This is a genomic window from Cellulophaga sp. L1A9 (assembly GCF_009797025.1).
Classification (GTDB): domain Bacteria; phylum Bacteroidota; class Bacteroidia; order Flavobacteriales; family Flavobacteriaceae; genus Cellulophaga.
In genome coordinates, this window is record NZ_CP047027.1 from 2,871,774 (window position 1) to 2,894,786 (window position 23,013).

Consider the following 23,013-nt stretch of genomic DNA (forward strand, 5'->3'; position numbering starts at 1 on the left):
CAGATTTAAATGAAGTGATAAAAAGAATTTTTACGTTTAGTTAGCTATAATATATGAAAGAAGTACAGCGCTTAGAAGAATTTAAGAAATCGGTAAACAATAAGTTTAATGTTTACAATAGTTTGTTTTTAAACTTGCCTTACCGAAATATAGAAAATGTGGGCATGGTTCTTCCTTTAATGTTAGATCAATGTCAAAAAGGATTGAAATCTGGGCAGAATCCGAAAGAAATTTTAGAGGCTTTCTTTGAGAATTTTATGGCGATAGATTCAGAAAAAGAACGAATTGATTTTATGTTTCGCATCATTCAATATGTAGAACGTCAAGTGGTATTGTATGATAGTGTTGAGGATGCAGCATTTCCGAAAATATATAAGCATAGCAATAATCTAGCAATTAAGGATTATTTTGAGTTGGTTGATAAGAATAAGAGTTGGGATAAAATTTCAGATCATTTGTCTAATTTTAGTGCGCGTTTAGTATTAACAGCGCACCCGACACAGTTTTATACTCCCGCTATTTTAGATATCATTACAGAACTAAGAACACTTATTCTAGAAGATAAAATAGATGATATTGATATCATCCTGCAGCAATTGGGACTTACTTCTTTAATTAATTCTAAGAAGCCTACGCCGTTAGATGAAGCTAAAAACATCATCTATATCTTACGTAATGTGTATTATGATGCCGTAGGAGAGCTATATGCATACTTAAAAAGTAATATCAATAATTCAGAATTTGAGAACTACAACATCATGAAATTAGGTTTCTGGCCTGGAGGTGATCGTGATGGTAATCCATTCGTTACAGCAGATATTACTAATGATGTAGCAGATGAATTGCGTATTACATTAATGAAATGTTATTACAACGATTTAAAAAAGCTTCAAAAGAAACTTACGTTTAGTGGTCTTCAAGATGATATTAATAAGTTAAGAGCTAGTCTGTATACTGCCATGTTTAACCCAAAGAAACGGGTAGGCTATCAAGAAATCATTTCTCCATTAACACACATAAGAACTGTTTTAGTAGAAAGGTATCATTCCTTATATCTAGAGGAGCTTGATCATTTTATAGATAAAGTGAAGATATTTAAAACGCATTTTGCTACACTTGATATCCGTCAGGATCACAGCATGCATACTACGGTGATTACAGAAATATTGACAAGAAACGGTTTAATTAAAGAAAGTTTAGATGAGCTTTCTGAGAAAGAACTAATCGATATTCTTTTACATGAAAAGCTTAAGTTGAAGATTTTTGATTACAATGAAGATATTACCCAAGAAACAATTAAGAATGTCTTGCAACTAAAATCTATTCAGGAAAAGAATGGTGAGGATGGCTGTAATCGTTATATCATCAGTAACTCTGAAGATATTTTTTCTGTATTATTTGTATTTGCATTATTTAGATGGTGTGGATGGGATGCGAAAAAAATAAGTTTTGATATTGTTCCTCTTTTCGAAACAATGAAAGGGATGGAAGAATCTGAAGTAATCATGCAGCGCTTGTTTGATATGCCAGAGTATATGGCACATGTGAAACAACGTTCAGAAAAACAAACCATGATGTTAGGGTTTTCGGATGGAACCAAAGATGGTGGGTATTTAAAAGCCAACTGGTCTATCTTGAAAACAAAAGAAAGCTTATCCGGAGTGTGTGCTAAAAACAACATTAAAGCCATTTTCTTTGATGGTCGTGGTGGCCCACCAGCACGTGGTGGAGGAAAAACACACCGTTTTTACGCAGCACAAACTAAAGATATTGCTAATAATGAAATTCAATTAACGATACAAGGGCAAACAATTACAAGTACCTATGGTACCAAAGAACAGTTTGTTTATAATTGTGAGCAGCTCTTAACTGCAGGGTTGTCTAATAGTTTTTATGGTGATAAAAATGTAATCACTAAAGATCAAAGACAGCTTATTGAGCAACTATCTGATTTAAGTTTTGAAAAGTATGATGCCCTTAAGCATCACGATAAGTTTATGTCGTATTTAGAGAATATGAGCACGCTTAAATATTATACTAAAGCAAACATAGGAAGTAGACCTGGCAAACGTGGTAATAAAGCTAAATTAGAACTTTCAGATCTTAGGGCTATTTCTTTTGTAGGTTCTTGGAGTCAGTTAAAACAAAATGTTCCTGGATATTTTGGACTAGGAACGGCGATTAAGACTATGAAAGATAAAGGTAGGATGGAAGAGGTAAAAGGCCTTTATGAAAACGTACCCGTATTTAGAGCTTTAATGTCTAATAGTATGATGGCTTTATCTAAATGTTATTTTGAATTAACGGCGTACATGAGAGAAGATGAGGAATATGGCGATTTCTGGATCATTCTTAAAAATGAATATGACCTTTCTAAAGAGATGCTTTTAGAAATTTCAGGGATGGAAATTTTAATGGAAAAAGAAGCTATTTCACGCGAATCTATTAAAATTCGTGAGAATATTGTGTTGCCATTGTTAGTGATCCAGCAGTATGCATTACAAAAAATAGGTGAAGAATCTACATTTAAGGAATTGTATGAAAAAATAGTAACACGTTCGCTTTATGGAAATATTAATGCGAGTCGTAATTCAGCTTAATCGTACTGATTTATAATTTTATTTAAACCTGTAGCCTTTTAAAGGGTACAGGTTTTTTATCTTTAAGCCATGTCTAAAAAAGTATTTCTTCACACCCATCCCTATGAACCCTTCCTGTTTCAAGATGCAACGAAGCTAATTGTGGGTACATTGCCTCCACCAAGGTTTACGATGGGAGCGTTAAAAGAAGGAGATGTAAATTTTTGTTATGGTAGTAGAGATGGGCAATTATGGCCTATTTTAGATCGAATTTTTGAACTGGATTTATTGTTTGAAAATTCGGAGACAGCAGTACAACAAAGACAAGAATTTTTAAGACGACAAAAAATAGGCATTTGTGATATTGTAGAAAGTGCAGAGCGCATAAAGATTGATGCCTCCGATTTAGGAATGCAGAACATTAAATTACGTAATCTTATTGGGTATCTAAAACAATACCCTAATGTAGATACCTTATTATTTACAGGAGGAAATAGTAAAAACGGACCAGAATATTTTTTTAGAAAGCACTTAAAAGAGCAGCAATTAAAGTTTGAAGTCTTGTCTGATATTGTGCCGCGCATCCATCAGTTTCATTTGGGAGAAAGATGTATTAAAACAGTATCCTTAACGGCACCATCAGGAGCAGCCAATAGAGCTGTGGGTGGTTTGGATGCTTATAAAATGATGAAAAGTAAAAACCCGGAATTCAATACCATTGATTTCCGGGTTTTACAGTATAGACAATTTTTAAAAAACGATGTTTAAGGCATTGTTCTGTTTACCGTTATTGCATTAGATAAATCAAAGCATCCATCTAAATCATTTGCATTCATGCCAACTTCGGCACCTGTTAATCCGTCTTCATAACGTAAATACCAGATTAAACATACGCCAACTCCTGCGCCATCAAAATCGACACCTTCAACAGCTTCCAATGTAGGAGGCATGCCTAAAATTTTGCCATCACTATCTGTTATCACGTAGGTGCTCAATGATCCACTCACATCAGTAGCGTCTAAGGTAATCCCAGAAACGAAATCTGATGTTCCATCGATGGTAAAGTTATAAGGACCGCCAGAAAGCACACCAGCTTCTGTCTTACTTCTAGTTACCGATAAGGCGTTAGATAGGTCAAAATCTCCTTCTAAATCATTTGCATTCATGCCTACTTCTGCTCCAGTAATGCTACCGTTATAACTTAGATGCCATATGAAACAAACCCCAGCACCAGCACCATCAAAATTGACACCTTCAACAGCTTCTAGAGTTGGCGGTAATCCTAAGATATTTCCTTGATCATCTGTAATGATCCAAGAATTATTCTCACCAGATACATGTGCACTATCTAAAGAGATTCCTGAAACCATATCAGCAGTTCCATCAATACAAAATTCATAAGGGCCACCAGTTAGTACTCCTGCATTAACTCCTTGCGTTCTAGTAACCATAACTGAATTTGAAAGGCTAAAACATCCCTCTAGATCATTTGCATTCATACCCACTTCAGCACCTGTTAATCCATCTTCATAGCGTAAATACCAAATAAAGCAAACACCAGCACCTGCAGCATCAAAATCTACTCCTTCTACAGCCTCTAATGTTGGTGGCATTCCTAGGATGTTTCCATCTGCGTCTGTAATTACATAAATACTATTACTTCCGCTAGAATCACTACTATCTAAACTTAACCCTGTAACCATATCAGGTGTTCCGTCCACGGTAAATTCATAAGGACCACCAGTTAATACACCTGCGTTCGTTTTATTTCTAGTTACCATTATTGAATTAGAAAGATCAAACGTTCCGTTTAAGTTAGCTGTGTTCATGCCTACTTCAGCGCCAGTTAAGCCGTCTTCATAGCGTAAATACCAGATAAAACATACACCAGCTCCAGCAGCGTCAAAATCTACACCTTCTACATCCGCTACGGTTGGTGGTAGGCCTAAGATATTTCCTTGATCATCTGTAATAACCCAAGTACTATTGGTCCCCATGGCATCGGAGTCGTCTACAGTTATACCGCTTACCATATCTGCTACACCATCTACACAAAAGGTAAAAGGACCACCGGCGATAGAACCGGCTGCAGGAATTATCTGAAGTTCTTGATTGTCATCATCGTCATCACAACTAGTAAATGCCAAGGCGAGAATCATGCTTGTAATTAAATAGATTTTTTTCATTTTTCTTATATTTTTAGGTTAATACAAATGAAGTGAACCTATTCGGTTATAAAATCACGCGGAGTTAAACTTACTGTGATACTTTCGGGATATTTTAATTGCTGATAATCAAATAATTAAATAGATTATTTTTTTAAATGGATCAATAAGGTAGGCCGTTATAACTATAAAACCCCAGAATTTAATAGTATTAATTTTGGGGTTTTTAGTATAAAATCTATCACGTGCTATATTAAAATTCAACAGATAGGCCAAGTGAAAAAGTGGCACCATCATAAATATTTTTTCTACTTACTAATAGGTCTGTATAATCAGAGTATTCTGCAACTACACTATATTTCTCGTTTAGTTTGTATACACCATTAAAGGCAAATGAGGTAAATGTAGTTCCTTCGCCATATAAGAACGATGCGTTTTGATTGCCATTATCTTTTGAATCTAATTTTTCTTGAATTTTTAGTTTTCCGATAAGATAAAATTTATCTAAAAATAGGTGACCCAATTCTGCTCCAGCTTGAAACTGATTACTGAAGGATTCAGTTCTAAAGTTTACACCAGAATAAATGCTACCATAAGTTTTTCCGTTTGGAAAAGAATGTGAGGCAATGATATTTGTCCATATGTTAAACTCACCATCAGAAGTAGGTAGGTTTATAGTGTTTATCTGTCCAAAATCATCAGCTTCTTTTGCTGTCGCAAAGTTGACGCCATCATTAGTAGGGATGTCAAAATCAACTTGTATAGCAATGGGACTTTCTTTGAATATTTTATATTTAAAACCTAGTTTAATACTTCCTACACCTGCAACGGTTTCCGTGGTGCTGAAATTATTTAAAACAAGTGCGGGGATGGATAAGATGCTTGTAAAACGATTTGTTATACCATACTCACCATATAATGAAAGGCTTTGGCTGTTAAATGTACTACCTTGATCAGAGAGGGCTCCTGTGGTCGTGTAATAATCGTGTGAAGAAAAAGTAGAAGCAGTAACTTGACCATAAAACCCTTTAGCTTCCCTAGTCCAACCACTTTGTGCGTTACTTTTAAATGTTATCAAGAATAATATAAAGCTTATTAATAGTATATTTTTCATAGCTGCTTTTTTATTTTTTAAAAGAACACCTTTGAAGAGCTACAAGAATAATTTCCGGTAGCCAGACAAAGGTGCAACCTAAAAATTGTAATTAGTTTAATTCTGCGTTACCAAAAGGAATATTAGCAGTAGCACACCATAGAATTATATGCGTGTATTTCGCCTCTGGAGCTTCTGATAATTTGATGAATTTTTCACCATTGGCATTTACGTTACCAATTAGCATAAGCTCTGGGTTTCCATTTGCTGGATCAGGAGTATATACAGCTGATGTAGATAAAAAGATACCAACGGTACCTGTTCCTAATTCTGTTGTGAAATCATTTTCAAAATGGATAAAGCTAGTGCTATCATCATCAATACCTAATTCGGCAGTTCCCGCAGTTGGTGTTCCGCTTTCTGCTACGAATGAACCTGATCTTGAAGCTACTAAAGTTCCGTTTGGTAACGATGAATCTATTGTTACCGTTTCAACGATTGTTTCTGCGTCGTCATCGCTAGAACAACTAGTTGTTAAAATAAATACAGATACTAATGCTACTTTTGAAATTAATAAGATTCCTTTTTTCATAATAAATTTGATTTTTAATTATTTAAATTGATTTACGACAATCGCCTTGAGTTCTTAGCTCTTCCGATTCTACAGGTGCAAACTTATAGGTAAGAAATCACGGAATTATCACAGATTTATAAAGAAAGAATTATGGTCTTAAATTTTAGTTGTAAGGATTGTTTGGAGGTTTGATGTTGAGTAGTTTAGATCTGAATAGGCATAAAAAAAAGCCACAAATTCAATTTTGAATTTGTGGCTTTTGAAAACAAGTGAACTATTGTTATTTCTTGTTTTGCTGTTCTTTTATGGTATCCTTTTCAATATCAAACCTATTTGTTGTTTGGCTCGTATTCCCTGTTGGGTTCGTAGGATTTGTTTGTTCTACTTTTCTTTTTAATCTTTTATCATCTATAACTCCCATAGTTTTATCTTTTATATGTTGAACTACAAGGTATAGAGAAGCTGCTCTATTCTCCGTTAAGGCTATTGTAAAGCTTTGTTATAGTCTTGTTAAGGCTATTCTAAAGGAGTAGATAACAAACTGTAAAATGTGCGAATACCATAGCCGATCTGACTAATTTTTAAATTCTCATTCGGACTGTGTTGGTTGTTATCAGGGTTTACCACGGGAACAATAAAGGCCGGAATCTTTAATTCATTAATAAAAGGAGCAATAGGTACCGTACCTCCCATAATACGAATTTGAACCACATCTTCTTGAAATTTTTCTTTGAGATTTTTTAAAATAAAATTCCCATAAGTGTTGTTAAGGTCTGTTCTAAATGCATCGGTAACACCGCTTTCCGTAATTTTTATGATTTTGTTATAGGCTAAACGCTCCTCTTTAGTTGGCTCTTTTGAAGTGATAAAATATCCTTGATTCTGAATATGTTTTTTTATCAATTCTTTTAATTTAATCCCATCAGATTCTGGAACAAGACGTAGGTCTAATTCTGCTGTAGCGCGCTCAGGGATAATTGTTCTAACTTCTGCACCTGTCCATCCAGAAGATAAACCTCTAATGTTTAATGAAGGGTACTGTAAAGCTTCTTGATAAAAAGAGCCTACTTTTTCAGGCGCTTTTATTTGTAAATTATTATTGATACTTGCAGCATCATCAGGAACATTTTTAAGAATGTTCATGGTTTCTTCATTGATGGTAATACCATCATAGTACCCAGCTATAGTCACCTTTCCATCTTTGTCTTTCATGCTTGCTAACAATTTTGAAAGTTGAAACCCAGGGTTTGGTGCATAATTACCGTAATGTCCGCTATGCTGAGGTGTTATAGGGCCGTATGTAGTAAGGCTCATTGTGGTTATTCCTCTACATCCATAAACAATTGTTGGTTTCCCTGAACTGTGAACAGGACCGTCATTAATAATTAAAAAATTGGCTTCTAGTAACTCTCTATATTCTTTGACTGCTTTAGGTAATGGCTTACTGCCGTTTTCTTCTTCGCTATCTAAAATGATTTTAACATTAAAGGGTAATGTGGTATCGTTCTTTTTTAATAAATCGAAAGCATTAAGGAACATTACAATTGGGCCTTTGTCGTCTGATGTGGACCTCCCAAATAAACGCCATTCTTCATTTAAATCAGTATTTAAATCTTCAAACAATTCATTTTTATAGGTTTCGCCATCTTGAGATTTTAATACTACTTGGTACGGGTCCTTTTGATCCCATTTAGAGGCATCTACTGGTTGACCATCAAAATGCATATAGAAAAGAATTGTTGGTTTGCCTTCTACTATTGGTAGTGTTGCAAAAAACAAGGATTCGCCTGTGGTAGGTAAAATAGAAGTATTAAAGCCTCTTTCCGTAAATTTTTTAGTTAACCAAGTTAAATTTCGATTAATGTTAGCATGGTCTGAAGCATTGTTTGGTATAGAAACAAAATCTCTTATTTCGTCAATACTATGTCTGATTTGAGATTCTAATTGGGCTTTTTCTTGCGCATTGATTGCTACACTTGCCATAGCTAAAAGGCAAATAATAATCTTCTTCATTCTCTAATTTTGATTTCTATTGAAAAGTAAGATTAAATGTATCGATTTTATATCAGAAACTAGCTTTATTTAGGTTCCTCTTTCTTAAATAATGCAATCAGAATTAATCGTATTAAAAGTATAAAAGGTAAACCATGTAAAACTACATCAAACCAGTCCTTAAAAGTCATACCAATAGCTCCACCAGCAATCCATTTTAGTTTTCCCCATAAGTGAGGTTCAGGGAAAAAGGGTGCTAAGCCAAGTGTAAAGCAGGCTAATATAATTAGTTTCCAACTGTTTAAAAATTCTTTCATGGTGTCAGTTATCTAATGTTACTCACAAATTCTGAAATTGTAGCTACACCATGTTCTGTCAGATGTTTTATAAAAGCTGAACCAATAATGGCTCCCTTGGCATGTGTTGTTGCTTGTTGGAATGTTTCGGCATTATTAATTCCAAAACCTACAATTTGAGGGTTTTTAAGGTTCATAGCACCAATACGATTAAAATAAGTAGTTTGTGCTTCACCAAACCCAGATTTAGACCCTGTTACGCTTGCGGTACTCACCATATAAATAAAAGCATCAGAAGCAGCATCAATTTGTAGAATACGGGCATCACTTGTTTGTGGAGTGATTAGGAAGATATTTTTTAAATCATATTTCTTGAAAATAGCTTCATATTCTTCCTGATACACATCTAAAGGTAAATCTGGCATAATTAGCCCATCAATCCCTATTTCTGCACATTTCTTACAGAAGGCTTCTACACCATATTGTAACATGGGGTTAAAGTAGCCCATCAAGATTAAGGGAATAGAAACCGATTTACGGATGTCTTTCAATTGCTTAAAAAGTAAATTTGTGGTCATTCCATTTTTTAAAGCAGCAGTAGAGCTGTTTTGAATGGTTGGGCCATCTGCTAGGGGATCACTAAATGGTAGTCCTATTTCAATCATATCAATACCACTAGCTTCTAGGTCTTGAATAACTTTTACCGTATCGTTTAAAGAAGGGTATCCTGCAGTAAAATATATAGACAAGAGTTTTTTGTCCTCTTGCATTTTTTGATTTATTCTGTTCATTGATACTTTTTTTTACAAATTGAAATATTTTATATAATTATCTAAATCCTTATCACCACGACCAGATAGACTGATGACTACAACGTCGTCTGGTTTAAAGGTTCTGTGTTTAAAGATGGCTAAAGCATGACTGGTTTCTATAGCAGGAATAATTCCTTCTAGCTGGGTTAGTTCTAAGCCCGATGTCATTGCTTCGTCATCTGTAGCGGAATAAAATTCTCCCCTTCCTGTTTTATATAAGTGCGCATGCAGCGGACCAACTCCTGGATAATCTAATCCTGCAGATATAGAATACGGCTCTGTAATCTGTCCGTCATTTGTTTGCATTAATAAAGTTTTGCAGCCATGAATAACACCTTCTTTACCTAAGGCAGATGTTGCGGCACTTTCGCCAGAATTAATACCTTTTCCAGCAGCTTCTACTGCAATGATACCAACTTCTGGTTCATGTAGAAAGTGATAATATGTTCCTGCAGCATTACTACCCCCGCCAATGCAAGCAACCACATAATCAGGATTTTCACGACCTTCTTTTTCTTTTAATTGCCATTTTATTTCTTCAGAAATTATGGATTGAAAACGCGTAACCATATCTGGGTATGGGTGCGGACCAATAGCAGAACCAATGATATAGTGGGTGTCTACTGGATTATTAATCCAATCACGAATCGCTTCATTGGTGGCATCTTTTAAGGTTCTACTACCAGACAATGCGGGTCTAACTTCAGCGCCCAACATTTTCATACGTGCTACGTTTGGTGCTTGGCGGGCAATATCTATTTCACCCATATACACCACACACTGCATTCCCATTAAAGCACAAACCGTAGCAGTTGCTACACCATGTTGTCCTGCGCCAGTTTCAGCAATAATTCTGGTTTTGTTTAAGCGTTTGGCCATCAATATTTGGCCAATCGTATTATTTACTTTGTGAGCTCCTGTATGGTTTAAGTCTTCACGCTTTAAATAAACCTTAGTATTGTATTTTTCTGAAAGTCGCTTTGCGAAATACAAAGGCGAAGGTCTGCCTACATAGTCTTTCAAAAGCTGATCAAACTCTTTCTTGAAATCTGGTTCAGCCATTATTTTAAGGTAGTTCTGGCGTAATTCTTCTACATTAGGGTAAAGCATTTCTGGAATGTATGCACCACCAAATTCTCCGTAATATCCTTTTTCAGTTGCGTTATAATTCATATGAATTAGTATTTAGTATGGCGTAAAAAGTAAGCTGTTATTTTAATCCAGAATACTCAAGACTCAACTTTATTTTTAGTTTTTTTTCAATTTTTTTATCAATGTTTCTAAGGGAGCAATATCCTTAAGACCAGGTGAAGTTTCAAATTTACTATTGACATCTATAGCATGACAGTATTTAGACGCTGGCATTTTTAAGAATGATTTTAATTGCTCTACTTCCTCCAACCCAATACCACCACTTAAGAAGTATGGCTTTTTCGATGGATAATTTTCTAGGACATCCCAATCAAAAGTATAGCCATTTCCGCCTGGGAGTTTTCCTTTAGTATCAAATAGGTAGAAATCTGCTACCTCTTCAAATGCTTCTAAAACAGTAAAGTCAAACTCATCTTTAATAGAAAATACTTTTATAATTTCAATGGTTTTAATTTCCTCCTTAAGGGCCTTACAAAAATCAGGTGATTCATGACCATGTAGCTGTACCGCTAAAAGATCATAATCCTGAACTCTTCTAGAGATCTCAGCTATGGTGGCATCAACAAAAACCCCTACTTTTTTAATGTTATGAGGAATAGCTTCAAGAATACCGCCAAAATTTCTTTTTGATTTTTCCCAAAAGATGAACCCTAAATAGTCAGGTTGTAAAGCAGCAACGTTGGCAGTATTAAATTTCATACCACAGATTTTCAACTTTAATTGATGATGCTCTAACGTAGTTGGGGCTTTATCTTCAAGGGTGTATTTATCAGCAGTCATGTTTATATTATTTTGCTTCTAATTGATCGATAAAATGTTTAGCGTGTTCTCCTGGATTTTCTGTTTTCATAAAATTTTCGCCAATTAAAAATCCTTGATACCCGTATTTTTTTAAATCTTTAATGGCATCAATAGAACTAATTCCGCTTTCAGAAACTTTTACAAAATCATCTGGAATTAATTTAGACAATGACTTGCTCGTATCTAAATTTACTTCAAACGTTTTTAAATTTCGATTGTTTACGCCTAACATATCTAAACTTGGCATGATAGATTTGTGTAACTCATCTTCATTGTGTACTTCTAAAAGCACGTTTAGGTTTAGGCTTTTTGCAAATTCAGAAAGATTTTTAATTTCTTCTTTAGACAAAATAGCAGCAATCAATAAAATTACATCCGCGCCGTATGCTTTTGCTTCTAAGAGTTGATATTCATCAATAATAAACTCTTTACGTAGTAATGGAAATTTTGTAGCTGCTCTAGCGATAATTAAATCATCTAGAGAACCACCAAAATATTTGGCATCTGTTAAGACAGACATTCCACATACTCCTGCATTTTCATAACCGGTAGCCACATCTTGTACATTTAGACTTTGATTGATTTCTGATTTTGAAGGCGATCTTCTTTTGTGTTCTGCAATGATGCCAGAGGCGCTATTGCGTAGCGCATGTGCCAATGAGTTTTCTGGCCTGCCAAATAAAACGGATTGCTCTAATTGCGAAACGGGAATTAGCGCTTTTCTAAGTGCCACTTCTTTGCGTTTATCTAATACTATTTTATCTAATATGTTCATCTTATTATTTATAAGGCGCTCAATGCTTGTAATTTTTTTAAGGCGGCTAAACCTTTTCCGCTCACTAAAGATTCTTTTGCTCTTTCAAAACCTTGTAAAGGTGTTAAGTTGTCAACTGTGGCAATGGCCATCCCTGCGTTGGCACAAACCACATTAATTTGCGCTTCAGTACCTTTACCTTGTAAAATATTTAAAAATATCTGAGCAGATGCTTCAATACTGTCTCCGCCAGCAATTTCTTGCATGGTTACAGCACGTACTCCAAAATCAGAGGGTTTTAACATGCTCTCTGTTTTGTTAGATATGGTTTTTGTGTTTCCTGTTAATGAAATTTCATCATATCCGTCTAAGGCATGCAGTACTGTAAAGTTCTTATCGGTATTCTGATAAAGGTATCCATACATTCTAGCGAGTTCTAAATTAAAAACACCAACCATTTGATTTTTTGGAAATGCAGGATTTACCATAGGGCCTAACATATTGAAGAATGTTTTAACCGCTAATTCCTTGCGGATGGGAGCTACGTTTTTCATGGCTGGGTGAAATAGGGGAGCGTGTAATACGCAGATTCCGGCTTCATCAATACTCTTTTCCAGAAAACCAGCATCACTACTAAATTTAATCCCTAAAAATTCCATAACATTACTACTTCCACATTTGGAAGAAACACCATAGTTACCATGTTTTGTAACTTTTACACCAGCCCCGGCAGTTACAAATGAGGCCAACGTAGAGATGTTAAAAGTATCTTTACCATCACCGCCAGTACCACATAAATCCACAGGATTATAAGCAGACAGGTCTATAGCTAAACAAAGTTCTAGTAAGGCATCACGAAAACCTTCTAACTCATCAATGGTGACACTCCGCATCATATAAACCGTTAAAAAAGCGGCAATTTGGCTCGTGTTATAATCTCCTTTAGCAATATTTACTAATACCTGTTTTGCATCTTCTTTAGATAGCGCATCATGATTAATTAGTCTGTTTAATATATCTTTCATAATCTCCTCGTTACCATTCCAAGCGGAACAGTTTTTAGTGTGTTATTACTTTATTTTTTGATTCTCCTATAATTAAGTGTTTCTTTTGCAACTTAGGATAATAACCAGTTCTGTAAGATCTTCTTCCCGTCAGGAGTCAATACAGACTCTGGATGAAATTGTACTGCAGATACATCATAGGTCGTATGGCGCAGTGACATAATTTGCCCGTTGACATCAAAAGATGTAGCGATCAAACAATTCGGTAAATCTTTAGGATTTACGACCCAAGAGTGGTAGCGACCAACTTTAATTTCTTTAGGCAAATCGGTGAACAAAACATCCTCTTGTGTAATAGTAATAGGCGTAGCAATACCATGGTATACCTGCTCAAGGTTAATCAATGAACCACCGAAAACTTCAGCAATCGCTTGTTGCCCTAAGCACACTCCAAAAATTTTCTTAGTAGGAGCATAGGTGCTAATAATCTCTTTTAATAAACCAGCTTCTTCAGGGATTCCTGGTCCTGGAGAAAGAACGATGTATTCAAAAGCATCAACCTCTTCTAAAGAAAGTTGATCGTTTCTTTTTACAACCACTTCGCAATCTAGATCTTCTAAATAATGAACTAAATTATAGGTGAAGCTATCGTAATTATCTATAACTAAAATTTTCTTCATGATTATATGGTCTCAGCAATTTCAAGTGCTTTTGTTAAAGCACCAAGTTTATTATAGGTCTCTTGTAATTCATCTTCAGGATTAGAAGCTGCAACAATTCCCGCTCCAGCCTGATAGTATAAGTTGTGGTTTTTACTTAAGAAGGTTCTAATCATTATAGCGTGATTAAAATTCCCGTTAAAATCCATAAAACCAATAGCACCACCATAATACCCTCTACTTGTTTTTTCGTATTTTTCTATCAGTTGCATCGCCCTATGTTTTGGTGCACCACTTAAGGTACCTGCAGGAAAAGTATCTGCTACGACTTTCATGGTAGGAATATCTTTTTTCTTTTGACCCACAACTTTAGATACAAGGTGAATAACGTGCGAAAAGAATTGTACTTCGCGGTAATTGGTTACTCTCACCATATTTCCATTACGGCTCAAATCATTTCGGGCTAAATCTACAAGCATTACATGCTCGCTATTTTCTTTGTCATCCTCCGTTAATTCTTTGGCGATAATCGCATCTTTTTCATCGTCTCCGGTACGTTTAAATGTACCTGCAATAGGATGAATTTCTGCAGAACCATCTTTAACGATTAATTGTGCTTCTGGAGAACTTCCGAAAATTTTAAAGTCACCATAATCAAAATAGAATAAGTAGGGTGATGGATTGATGGAGCGTAAGGCTCTGTATACATTAAACTCATCTCCTTTAAACCCTTGAGAAAAACGACGTGAGAGTACTAATTGAAATACATCTCCTCTTTGACAATGCTTTTTAGCCAATTTCACATGTTCTTTAAAATCATCGTCTTCTAAATTTGAAGCAACTGCGCCATCTAGGGTAAAGTTATAGGATGCAAAATTTTTAACGTTTAATATCTGCTCTATTTCTGATACATTACTTTCAGATTCATAGCAGTTAGAAAAAATGTAGGCTTCATTTTTAAAATGATTTATAGCGATGATATTTTTGTATACCGCATAGTAGATATCCGGAATAGCAACAGAATTTTCTTTTTTAGAAACCTTTACATCCTCAAAATAACGAACAGCGTCATAGGCCATATAACCAAAGAGACCGTTGTCAATAAATTTAAAATCGTTCTCATCGGCAATAAATCTCTTGCTGTAATCTTCAATGATGCTTACCACATCCGTAGAAGCGTCAATAGTTATTTCTTCAACCTTACCATCTGGGAATTGCTGGGTGATAATTTCGTTTTCTACTTTAATAGATGCAATAGGATTGCAGCAGATATAAGAGAAACTGTTGTCATTCGCATGGTAATCACTTCCTTCTAATAAAATACTGTTAGGAAAGCGGTCGCGAATTTTAAGGTATACACTCACCGGGGTAATGGTGTCGGCAAGTATTTTCTTGTAATGGGTATGTAGTTTGTACGTCATCTTTAATGCTATAAAATAAGTAAGGCTTGTCGTGATGACAAGCCTTATATATATGTTGAATACAATGGTGCTCTGCTCACGCGTTTTTTCGTAAGTTATTCCACCACCAAGTATTTACAATTAAATTTTTCATTGACTCCAAAGATAGAAATCATTTTTAAGATTTCAAACAGCATTGTGTAAAAAAATAAACCCCGTAATACGAATTAACAGTACCATGGGGTTTTGTTATTTTTTTGATTGATTTAGAATTGTAAATCTACGACCAAATCAAATTCATCATAAATGGCTTTGTCCTTTAAAGTATCTGTGAAATTTGTAGAACCATAATGTATATCATAGTTAGTTCTATCTACTTTTAATGTAGCTGTTGCTTTACTACCATATATAGAGATGTCAAAAGTAACTGCTTTTGTGATGCCTTTAATAGTCAAATCTCCTGTTACATCATAAGAATTTTTACCAGTTGCTTTTACGCTCGTGAAAACTAGTTTTGATGTTGCGTGATTTTCTGTCCCAAAAAAATCAGCAGTTTTTAAGTGCCCTTCTAATTTTTCTTTGCCTTCTCCTGCTTTTAAATCTTCAACAGTTATGCTAGTCATGTCTACAACAAACGCACCACCAGTTAATTTATCATCATCAAATAGTAGTTCTCCAGACTCTAAGGCAATTTTACCAGTATGTGAGCCAGCAAATTTATACCCTTTCCAAGTAACAGTACTTTCACTGGTTTTAATGGCTTTCTTTTCGCCATCAATTGGATTAACTCCTGCTGTTGCTGCTGTTGCTACTACTATTGCAAATACGGCACTTAAAATATTTTTTTTCATGTTTTTAAAATTTAGTAATTAATAATTGTTGTTTATATGTATTGAATTAATTTTTCTTGAGATTTTCTAACTTTCTTGTAATGCTGCGTTTCATCATCTTCTGCTCTATACCCTATAGTTACCAATAGAGAGGTATTTAAATTTTGAGCGTCTAAACCTAAAATTTTATTAAACTCTGTAGGTTCAAAACCTTCCATGGGGCAGGTGTCAATTTTTAAATCGGCCGCAGCAGATAATACATTTCCTAACGCAATATAGGTTTGCTTAGCAGCCCAAATAGCTTTAGTCTCATCAGATAAAGGCATTAGTTTAGATTTCATGAAATCTGAATAACCGGCTAATGCTTCAGAAGGGATACCTCTGATTTCACTTATATCCTTTAAATGGCTGTCTATTAATGCTTCATTAAAGGTGGTGTCATGCACAAAAGCTATTAAATAAGTAGCATCCGTTATTTGCGATTGTCCCCATGCAAATGGTTTTAATTGTTCACGGATAGTAGGATCTTCTATTACAAGTATTTTGTAAGGTTGTAGCCCATAAGAAGATGCCGTTAAGGATGCAGCTTCTAAAATAGTTTCAAAATCTTTTTTTGAAACCTTTTTTGTAGCATCAAATTTTTTGGTGGCGTAACGCCAATTTAAGTTGTTAATATAATTGCTCATGTTTTGGTTTAAAATTTGTCAAATAATTTATTCAATACTAGTAAGTCTTCGTTTGTAAATTTTTCAAGAATAGTCTCGTCAGCGTTTTGCATGGCTTTATCCATTTTTAATAAAGCTTCTAAACCAGAAGGTGTAATATAGATCTCCACTTTTCTGCGGTTGCTCTCGCAAGTAGTGCGTAACACGTATCCTTTAGTAATAAGCTTATCTACAAGTCTAGTGGTATTGCTCATTTTAGTAACCATACGGTCATTAAGTGTACTTAGGTTGGCCGCCTTACCTTTCTGCCCTCTTAAAATTCTCAAAACATTAAATTGCTGAAGTGAAACATCAAAAGGTTTTAGCTTATTCATGGTAACCTCTGTAACTTTATTACTTACTAGGTTTAAATGAATAAGAGTCCTTTGACGTAACGGAATTTCTTTTTCTGTTTTTATGATCGCTTCTACATTCATGTCTGTACAATAATTGTATATACAAATGTATGTTTATTTTTTGACGTAGTTATTAATTATTTGTTAATTGTTTGAAACAATAGATTTATATTTTGGGTCAAGCCAGAATACAATTTTGGAAATTTTGAAAGTTAATAAAATAAAATATATTAATAATTGCATGAATCAAAAATGTATTGTGTCGAAAATATATTCAAAAATAATTTCTAAATACAATTATTTAGTACCTTGAAGTTGATATGCCGAAAATGAAACTTATTTTTAGTAAATCATAAATAGATACTAAATTCTGTCAATGAAAATACTTATTAATCCCTCAATAAATGGAAAAATCTTATAATCATAATACCAAATTGCAGTTATTAAAAAGACCGTTAAAGAAGCAATTAGATTGTAGTGTTAAACATGCGATAAATGCTCTCAAAGACAATGAAAAAGTAGAAAATACTACTTTAAGAATGAATCTTTTAATAAGTAATTATGCAAGAAAAGCAGGTAATATTATTTATTTTTCAAATAAGACAAATTTTCAAAATAAAAAGGGGGCATTGGATCTTGCGAGTAATTATTTCAATGCAAAATGGGCAAAAGCTTTTAATCATGCCTTAGTTATAAATAAGTTTTATAAAACTCCTAATGGGGGTATTGTATATGTGCCTAAAGGTGAAATTTCTTATTTTAATGATGATGGGGCAGTTTATGGAATTAAAGTAGAGGATAAAGAATACTTTTGGGACTACAGAGAAGAATTATATTATGATGTTTACAATAACATATATAGTTCAAATGGTGATGTTTTGATTGGCAAACGTAGTCCAAGGTATGTAAAAGAAGCTTACAGAAAATTAATGAACGTACAAGTACGTTACCCCAATGCCTATTTAAGTGTAATAATTGGTAATGGTATGCCCGAGTATACCATCAGCCATTTTGACGCAAGTACTGGTGGGGTTACGAGCTTTGGTGGAGCTTATTATAATGATAAAGCTTTTAATGAAGAAGATTATCCAGAAGTTGGCACAGGAGAATCATTTGTACCTATTTGGGGCTCTGGTAAACAAGCCTATTATGATTTTCAAGATGGTGCATATGGTTGGGGAGCATTGAATACAGGTATGGCAATTTCGGATGTGTTTTTGATAAAATCTATTTATCAAGGTATTTCAAAAGGAGGTTTACGTGTAATGAATAAAAATTATGGTAGTTGGTCATCTTATCGCAGATTTTATGGTAAAAATGGTTTTGCCAAGAAAGAACAGCATTTGCATCATTGGCTCTTGGAAAGGAATGGTGCTAAGAATGGGTCAGGTCTAGGATGGAAAGCTAAAAATCAAATGTGGAATTTAAATCCTTTACCCGAAAAATTCTTTGAAGCAGGATATGATTGGAATCAGATACACCGCGCTATAGAAGGTAAAACATCTCCTCTATATTTAAATAGCTTAGAAAGGTTTCATTATGGAACTCCAAATTATTTATATCCCTTAGGCATTTATGGTTTTAGAGGTCTAAATCAAACTAGGGATTAATGGTCGAGAAACTAAATTTCCCAGTTCTCTTGTACAAGTCCAAATCAGTTGACTATTTTATTTGTAAGGATGCAAATATGCTGACCTTATGCACAGTCGCTGCATTAAAAAACAAATATTATAACAATTTACTCTTGATTGATACACAGGGAAAAGAGTATCTTATAATTAGTGCAGTTAAAATTAAAAATGAAACAAAACCTCGTTTATCATTTTCTTATATTTTTGGTTCCCGTTTTATTCGAATACAACCTGTTTTTGATTTAGATTATGGACAACAAAGGAATATTAAATTTGTTAAAAAGATTATTTTAGATGAATTTGAAACCAATATAGATTTTTGGCAAGAAAACGAAGATTATGACTTATTGTTGTGCCGTATAAAGATGGCAGATTCTATTGAAAAATTAATGAAACTGCTATTAAATCTGTAACTTATTTATGATAGAAATAGAACGCGAATTGTCTGCGAAAGAAATAAAACAGATAGATGCTGCAATAAAAAAAAAGCAGACAAAAGTCAGGCTTAGATTTGAAGTTATATTAGGACTATTGTTAGCTGTTTTTTTGTTTGGATGGCATATCTATGAATATGATGATTCTAATTGGTCTTTGCCTTCCAAATGGGGTATCGTAATCTCTTTTATGGCAATTTGGATGTATATTGAATCCTACTTTGAATTAAATAGGAAAAATAAAAAAGAGGTTATTACTTTAATCAATTTTAAGAAAAAAAATTTATTAAGTATGATGGTAATCGAACCAAAAAGAGTAATGAAGGTAATGGATTTCCCAAAGGGAGAAACCATATATTTAATTGAAAAAAAAACAGGGAAATGTTTTTACTTACTCAACATCGAAGATAGTTTTTGCAAGGAATTTCCAACCAGTATTTTTGAGTATTATCTTGATAGTACATATAGATACGCTACTAATATGGAAGTTAATTGCAAGGGTGATAAAATCGATTTGGTAGTAATTCCTTTTTTAAACAATAAAAAAGCGGAGATGATTATTGGAAATTTTGAGAGTTCGAAATATACCTTTGATGAATTATATAAATTATTACAAAATAATTGATGGTTCATTACAATGAGCAAAAATTTTATTCAAGACGGCGATTATTAATGGGGAGCATTGAACACAGGTATGGCAATTTCTGATGTGTTTTTGGTGAAGTCTGTATTTAGCGGTTTAGGGAAAGCTGTTTTGTCAAAAGGTGTAGTTGGTGGCGCTAAGCGGTACTTTGGTTACGGAATGTCGCATGAATATGGTGCAAGCGTTGCAAGATGGAAACGATTGGGTGTTGATATGAGTGGAAAAAAACATCATTGGGCGATAAGTCAAGAATTAATGGAACGACAACCTTTGCTAAAGCAGATAGGCAATCAGACCTGGAATTTAAAACGTTTTGGCAGTAATGCAAGCCACATGCGTTGGGGGCATGGGAATGCTTTTCCTAGTGAAGAATTACCACGCATAATTTACTGGAAATTAGCTTATCCTATATCTTCAACCCCATGGTGGTTTAGATTAGGTGGAATTTCGACAGGTGGTCGTTTATATCAAAATATCGAGAGGGATGAATAATAGTATAGTGTTCCCAGCTTTATATGTGAATCATATGACAGGCGATATTGGTGTCTATATTAGAAAAAAAAGAATTGCAGCAGAATCTTTTTTAAGAGATAAAAAGCACGTCAAAACATATCAAAAAAATGTTGTCATCATAGATTCGCAAGGAAATGTTTATACTCAAATACGCAAGAAACAAACAGGTGGAATTAGTTTATGGTATAGTATTGTATATTTAACTAAGATGGTTTATGTTGAATCTGTTGTTGAAGATGAAGTTGGTTTCATGAGTGTATCTGAGCTAAAAACAACTATTATGGAAATTATAAAAAAGAAACCAAAAAAATGGCTTCCACTTGGTCCCGTAAATATTATACAAGAATTCTTAGATGAGGCAAAAACATATAAAGAGGTTATGCGTGTCTTCGATGCTAAAATTAAGTAATTTTTAACCTTAGGGTTATGGTTGGTAGACTATAAACACAAGTACGGCAATTTCTGATGTTTTTTTATCGTTCCCTATTTGGTGGCTTTGGTAAGACAATTTAGATAGCTTTTAGAAATCTACATGCTTCTTTTTAAAACATTGGTTGAATACTTTTCGTTGAGAGTATTAAATTGTAGGTTCTAATCTCTAGGCCTAGTGTAAGGTTTTATTTAAATAATGCACTATTTTTGGAGAACTTAAAATACATAAAGAAATGGCAGATTTATCACAAGAAGAATGGGTAGAGCAACTAAACAATGATGACAATGCTTTTATTTTAGATGTGCGTACACCTGAAGAAGTAGAAGGCGGTTACATTCCAGAGGCTACAAATATAGATATTCATTTAGGGCAAGGTTTTTTAGATGAAATTGAAAAACTTGACAAAAATAAAAGTTACTATGTGTATTGTCGTTCTGGAGCAAGAAGCGGACAAGCATGTGCTATAATGAATAGTGTAGGCTTTGAAAATGCCTATAATTTATTGGGTGGTTTTATGAATTGGGAAGGCGAAGTTGCTGAGTAAATCAGAGAAGCTTACATCATAGATATAAACTTTATAAAGTGAAGACCTTGCTACTGATTCTATCAGAAGTAAGGTCTTTTTTGCTTTTATTTACTATCTTATGCCTTGTTAATGATACGATTACATGCGCGAAGACTTTCTTCATTTTATATGGAAACATAAGAAAATTCCACTAACGAACTTGATAAGTACCAATAATGAAGCTATTGAAATAGTTCAAGTGGGTACGCACAATCATTTAGCAGGACCAGATTTCTTCAATGCTCAAATTAGAATTGGTACTCAATTATGGGCAGGGAATGTAGAGATACACATAAAAGCCTCTGATTGGTACGTGCACAATCATGAACTTGATGCAAATTATGATAATGTAATTTTACATGTAGTGTGGGAAGATGATTCCAATATCTTTAGAAAAGATAATGAGCCTATTCCTACCTTAGCGCTAAAACCCTATTTATCGAAAGACTTAGTTTTGTCTTATGAAAAACTATTTTCGAAAAGCGGTAAAAATTTTATTAATTGCGAAAAGCAAATTGATGACTTGGATACCTTTATATTTAAAAATTGGTTGGAGAGATTGTATTTTGAGCGTTTAGAAGAGAAATCAGTACCTATTTTAAAGCTTTTACAAGATTCAAACAACAACTGGGAAGAGGTATTGTTTGTGATGCTTCTGAAAAACTTTGGATTAAAAATAAATGGTGATGCATTTTTGAGTTTGGCTCAAAGTATAGATTTTTCTACTGTACGTAAAATAGGCGCGAACACTTTGCAATTAGAAAGTTTGTTATTTGGTCATGCTGGTTTATTAGAAGAAAATAGTAGTGATATCTATTTTAATGAATTAAAAAAGGAATATGACTATGTGAAGCATAAATTTCAATGTCGTGAGCCTAGCGTATTAAAGCCTGCATTTTTTAAATTGAGACCGCCCAATTTTCCGACAATCAGATTATCCCAATTTTCCAATTTATATGCAAATCAGCATAATTTATTCAGTAAACTTATTGATGCCACTTCTATAGAAGAAATGTATACTATTCTTGGTGTAGACGCTAGTGCTTATTGGGATGTTCATTATACATTTGGAAAAGAATCTAAAAAAAGTAAAAAACGACTTACGAAAAAATTCATGGACCTATTAATAATTAACACAGTGCTGCCGTTAAAGTTTTGTCATGCGCATCACCATGGGAAATCTATTGATGAGGTAGTCGTTCATGTAATATCTGGCATTAAAAAAGAAGAAAATACCATTATACATAAGTTTGATGCGTTAAAGATGCGTGTGTCTAATGCAATGGAAAGTCAGTCTTTACTACAGCTATACAATGAGTATTGTAGCAAAAATAAATGCTTGCAATGTGTCATCGGTAATAGTTTATTAAAAGGAAATGACTAATTTTAACACATGAATTTTTTATATCAACTATTATACTTTTTTCAAAAGCATGGTTTTGAGGTATGTAGACGTATAGCAGAACGTTTAGGTATTCGTATACGTGTAGTACGAACATCATTCATTTATCTAACCTTTGTAACCTTAGGTTTTGGTTTTGCTTTGTATTTGTTTGTAGCCTTTTGGTTGAAAATTAAAGATTTGGTATACACAAAAAGAACATCAGTCTTTGACTTATAACC

General features: G+C 34.0%; 26 protein-coding genes. 10 read left to right on the forward strand and 16 right to left on the reverse strand.

From position 1 onward, the window contains the following. The first annotated feature begins 53 nt into the window (after positions 1-53). Both GQR94_RS12505 and GQR94_RS12510 read left to right on the forward strand, forming a co-directional pair. The gene (locus GQR94_RS12505) at positions 54-2,600 is read left to right on the forward strand and encodes a phosphoenolpyruvate carboxylase (RefSeq protein WP_158975817.1); all 2,547 of its coding nucleotides are present in this window, start codon (positions 54-56) and stop codon (positions 2,598-2,600) included. 69 nt (positions 2,601-2,669) lie between these two features. Then, positions 2,670-3,347, forward strand: coding sequence for a uracil-DNA glycosylase family protein (locus tag GQR94_RS12510; protein ID WP_158975818.1), 678 nt, complete (start codon positions 2,670-2,672; stop codon positions 3,345-3,347). Here GQR94_RS12510 and GQR94_RS12515 read toward each other — a convergent pair. From GQR94_RS12515 to GQR94_RS12585, 16 genes are all read right to left on the reverse strand, one after another. Next, positions 3,344-4,765 carry a hypothetical protein gene (locus GQR94_RS12515; protein ID WP_158975819.1) on the reverse strand — a complete coding sequence of 474 codons (1,422 nt, stop codon included), beginning with the start codon at positions 4,763-4,765 and terminating at the stop codon, positions 3,344-3,346. The two genes, GQR94_RS12510 and GQR94_RS12515, sit on opposite strands and share 4 nt — an antisense overlap. A 232-nt stretch (positions 4,766-4,997) precedes the next feature. Next, positions 4,998-5,858, reverse strand: a complete 861-nt coding sequence (locus GQR94_RS12520) for a hypothetical protein (RefSeq protein WP_158975820.1) — start codon at positions 5,856-5,858, stop codon at positions 4,998-5,000. A 91-nt stretch (positions 5,859-5,949) separates the two neighbouring features. Then, positions 5,950-6,429, reverse strand: a complete 480-nt coding sequence (locus GQR94_RS12525) for a DM13 domain-containing protein (RefSeq protein WP_158975821.1) — start codon at positions 6,427-6,429, stop codon at positions 5,950-5,952. A 262-nt stretch (positions 6,430-6,691) separates the two neighbouring features. Beyond that, positions 6,692-6,832, reverse strand: coding sequence for a hypothetical protein (locus GQR94_RS22475; RefSeq protein ID WP_199271480.1), 141 nt, complete (start codon positions 6,830-6,832; stop codon positions 6,692-6,694). A gap of 95 nt (positions 6,833-6,927) precedes the next feature. Next, the gene (locus GQR94_RS12530) at positions 6,928-8,424 is read right to left on the reverse strand and encodes a M20/M25/M40 family metallo-hydrolase (protein ID WP_158975822.1); all 1,497 of its coding nucleotides are present in this window, start codon (positions 8,422-8,424) and stop codon (positions 6,928-6,930) included. Positions 8,425-8,489: 65 nt separating this feature from the next. Further along, positions 8,490-8,720 (reverse strand): hypothetical protein, encoded by a 231-nt coding sequence (locus GQR94_RS12535; RefSeq protein WP_158975823.1) that lies wholly within the window; start codon positions 8,718-8,720, stop codon positions 8,490-8,492. An 8-nt stretch (positions 8,721-8,728) separates the two neighbouring features. After that, positions 8,729-9,490, reverse strand: a complete 762-nt coding sequence (trpA, locus tag GQR94_RS12540) for a tryptophan synthase subunit alpha (RefSeq protein WP_158975824.1) — start codon at positions 9,488-9,490, stop codon at positions 8,729-8,731. A gap of 12 nt (positions 9,491-9,502) precedes the next feature. Continuing rightward, positions 9,503-10,684: a tryptophan synthase subunit beta gene (trpB, locus tag GQR94_RS12545; protein WP_158975825.1), complete on the reverse strand. Its 1,182-nt coding sequence runs from the start codon at positions 10,682-10,684 to the stop codon at positions 9,503-9,505. Between the two features lie 75 nt (positions 10,685-10,759). Then, positions 10,760-11,443 (reverse strand): phosphoribosylanthranilate isomerase, encoded by a 684-nt coding sequence (locus GQR94_RS12550; protein WP_158975826.1) that lies wholly within the window; start codon positions 11,441-11,443, stop codon positions 10,760-10,762. Between the two features lie 7 nt (positions 11,444-11,450). Next, on the reverse strand, positions 11,451-12,239 hold the full coding sequence (trpC, locus tag GQR94_RS12555) for an indole-3-glycerol phosphate synthase TrpC (RefSeq protein ID WP_158975827.1): 789 nt from the start codon (positions 12,237-12,239) through the stop codon (positions 11,451-11,453). Between the two features lie 8 nt (positions 12,240-12,247). After that, the gene (gene trpD, locus GQR94_RS12560) at positions 12,248-13,243 is read right to left on the reverse strand and encodes an anthranilate phosphoribosyltransferase (protein ID WP_158975828.1); all 996 of its coding nucleotides are present in this window, start codon (positions 13,241-13,243) and stop codon (positions 12,248-12,250) included. Positions 13,244-13,335: 92 nt separating this feature from the next. Then, positions 13,336-13,902, reverse strand: coding sequence for an aminodeoxychorismate/anthranilate synthase component II (locus tag GQR94_RS12565; protein WP_158975829.1), 567 nt, complete (start codon positions 13,900-13,902; stop codon positions 13,336-13,338). A gap of 2 nt (positions 13,903-13,904) precedes the next feature. Continuing rightward, positions 13,905-15,302: an anthranilate synthase component I family protein gene (locus tag GQR94_RS12570; RefSeq protein WP_158975830.1), complete on the reverse strand. Its 1,398-nt coding sequence runs from the start codon at positions 15,300-15,302 to the stop codon at positions 13,905-13,907. A gap of 245 nt (positions 15,303-15,547) precedes the next feature. Beyond that, on the reverse strand, positions 15,548-16,132 hold the full coding sequence (locus tag GQR94_RS12575) for a YceI family protein (protein WP_158975831.1): 585 nt from the start codon (positions 16,130-16,132) through the stop codon (positions 15,548-15,550). Between the two features lie 32 nt (positions 16,133-16,164). After that, complete coding sequence (locus GQR94_RS12580) at positions 16,165-16,797, reverse strand: NAD(P)H-dependent oxidoreductase (protein ID WP_158975832.1); 633 nt, start codon at positions 16,795-16,797, stop codon at positions 16,165-16,167. Between the two features lie 8 nt (positions 16,798-16,805). After that, positions 16,806-17,252 carry a MarR family winged helix-turn-helix transcriptional regulator gene (locus tag GQR94_RS12585; protein ID WP_158975833.1) on the reverse strand — a complete coding sequence of 149 codons (447 nt, stop codon included), beginning with the start codon at positions 17,250-17,252 and terminating at the stop codon, positions 16,806-16,808. 323 nt (positions 17,253-17,575) lie between these two features. Here GQR94_RS12585 and GQR94_RS12590 point away from each other — a divergent pair, with 323 nt between their 5' ends. From GQR94_RS12590 to GQR94_RS12625, 8 genes are all read left to right on the forward strand, one after another. Further along, positions 17,576-18,781 carry a hypothetical protein gene (locus GQR94_RS12590; RefSeq protein ID WP_158975834.1) on the forward strand — a complete coding sequence of 402 codons (1,206 nt, stop codon included), beginning with the start codon at positions 17,576-17,578 and terminating at the stop codon, positions 18,779-18,781. Then, positions 18,781-19,215 carry a hypothetical protein gene (locus GQR94_RS12595; protein ID WP_158975835.1) on the forward strand — a complete coding sequence of 145 codons (435 nt, stop codon included), beginning with the start codon at positions 18,781-18,783 and terminating at the stop codon, positions 19,213-19,215. The genes GQR94_RS12590 and GQR94_RS12595 overlap by 1 nt, the downstream gene beginning before the upstream one ends. A 7-nt stretch (positions 19,216-19,222) precedes the next feature. Beyond that, positions 19,223-19,861 (forward strand): hypothetical protein, encoded by a 639-nt coding sequence (locus GQR94_RS12600; RefSeq protein ID WP_158975836.1) that lies wholly within the window; start codon positions 19,223-19,225, stop codon positions 19,859-19,861. Positions 19,862-19,918: 57 nt separating this feature from the next. Then, a complete protein-coding gene (locus GQR94_RS12605; protein WP_158975837.1) occupies positions 19,919-20,371 on the forward strand; it encodes a hypothetical protein in 453 nt (150 codons plus the stop codon). Continuing rightward, positions 20,364-20,801, forward strand: coding sequence for a hypothetical protein (locus GQR94_RS12610; protein WP_158975838.1), 438 nt, complete (start codon positions 20,364-20,366; stop codon positions 20,799-20,801). The genes GQR94_RS12605 and GQR94_RS12610 overlap by 8 nt, the downstream gene beginning before the upstream one ends. A gap of 256 nt (positions 20,802-21,057) precedes the next feature. Further along, the gene (locus tag GQR94_RS12615; protein ID WP_029446963.1) at positions 21,058-21,369 is read left to right on the forward strand and encodes a rhodanese-like domain-containing protein; all 312 of its coding nucleotides are present in this window, start codon (positions 21,058-21,060) and stop codon (positions 21,367-21,369) included. Positions 21,370-21,493: 124 nt separating this feature from the next. Next, a complete protein-coding gene (locus GQR94_RS12620) occupies positions 21,494-22,774 on the forward strand; it encodes a DUF2851 family protein (protein ID WP_158975839.1) in 1,281 nt (426 codons plus the stop codon). A gap of 9 nt (positions 22,775-22,783) precedes the next feature. Beyond that, entirely contained in the window at positions 22,784-23,011 is a 228-nt protein-coding gene (locus tag GQR94_RS12625) for a PspC family transcriptional regulator (RefSeq protein ID WP_013551128.1), read from the forward strand. The last annotated feature ends 2 nt before the right edge of the window (positions 23,012-23,013 follow it).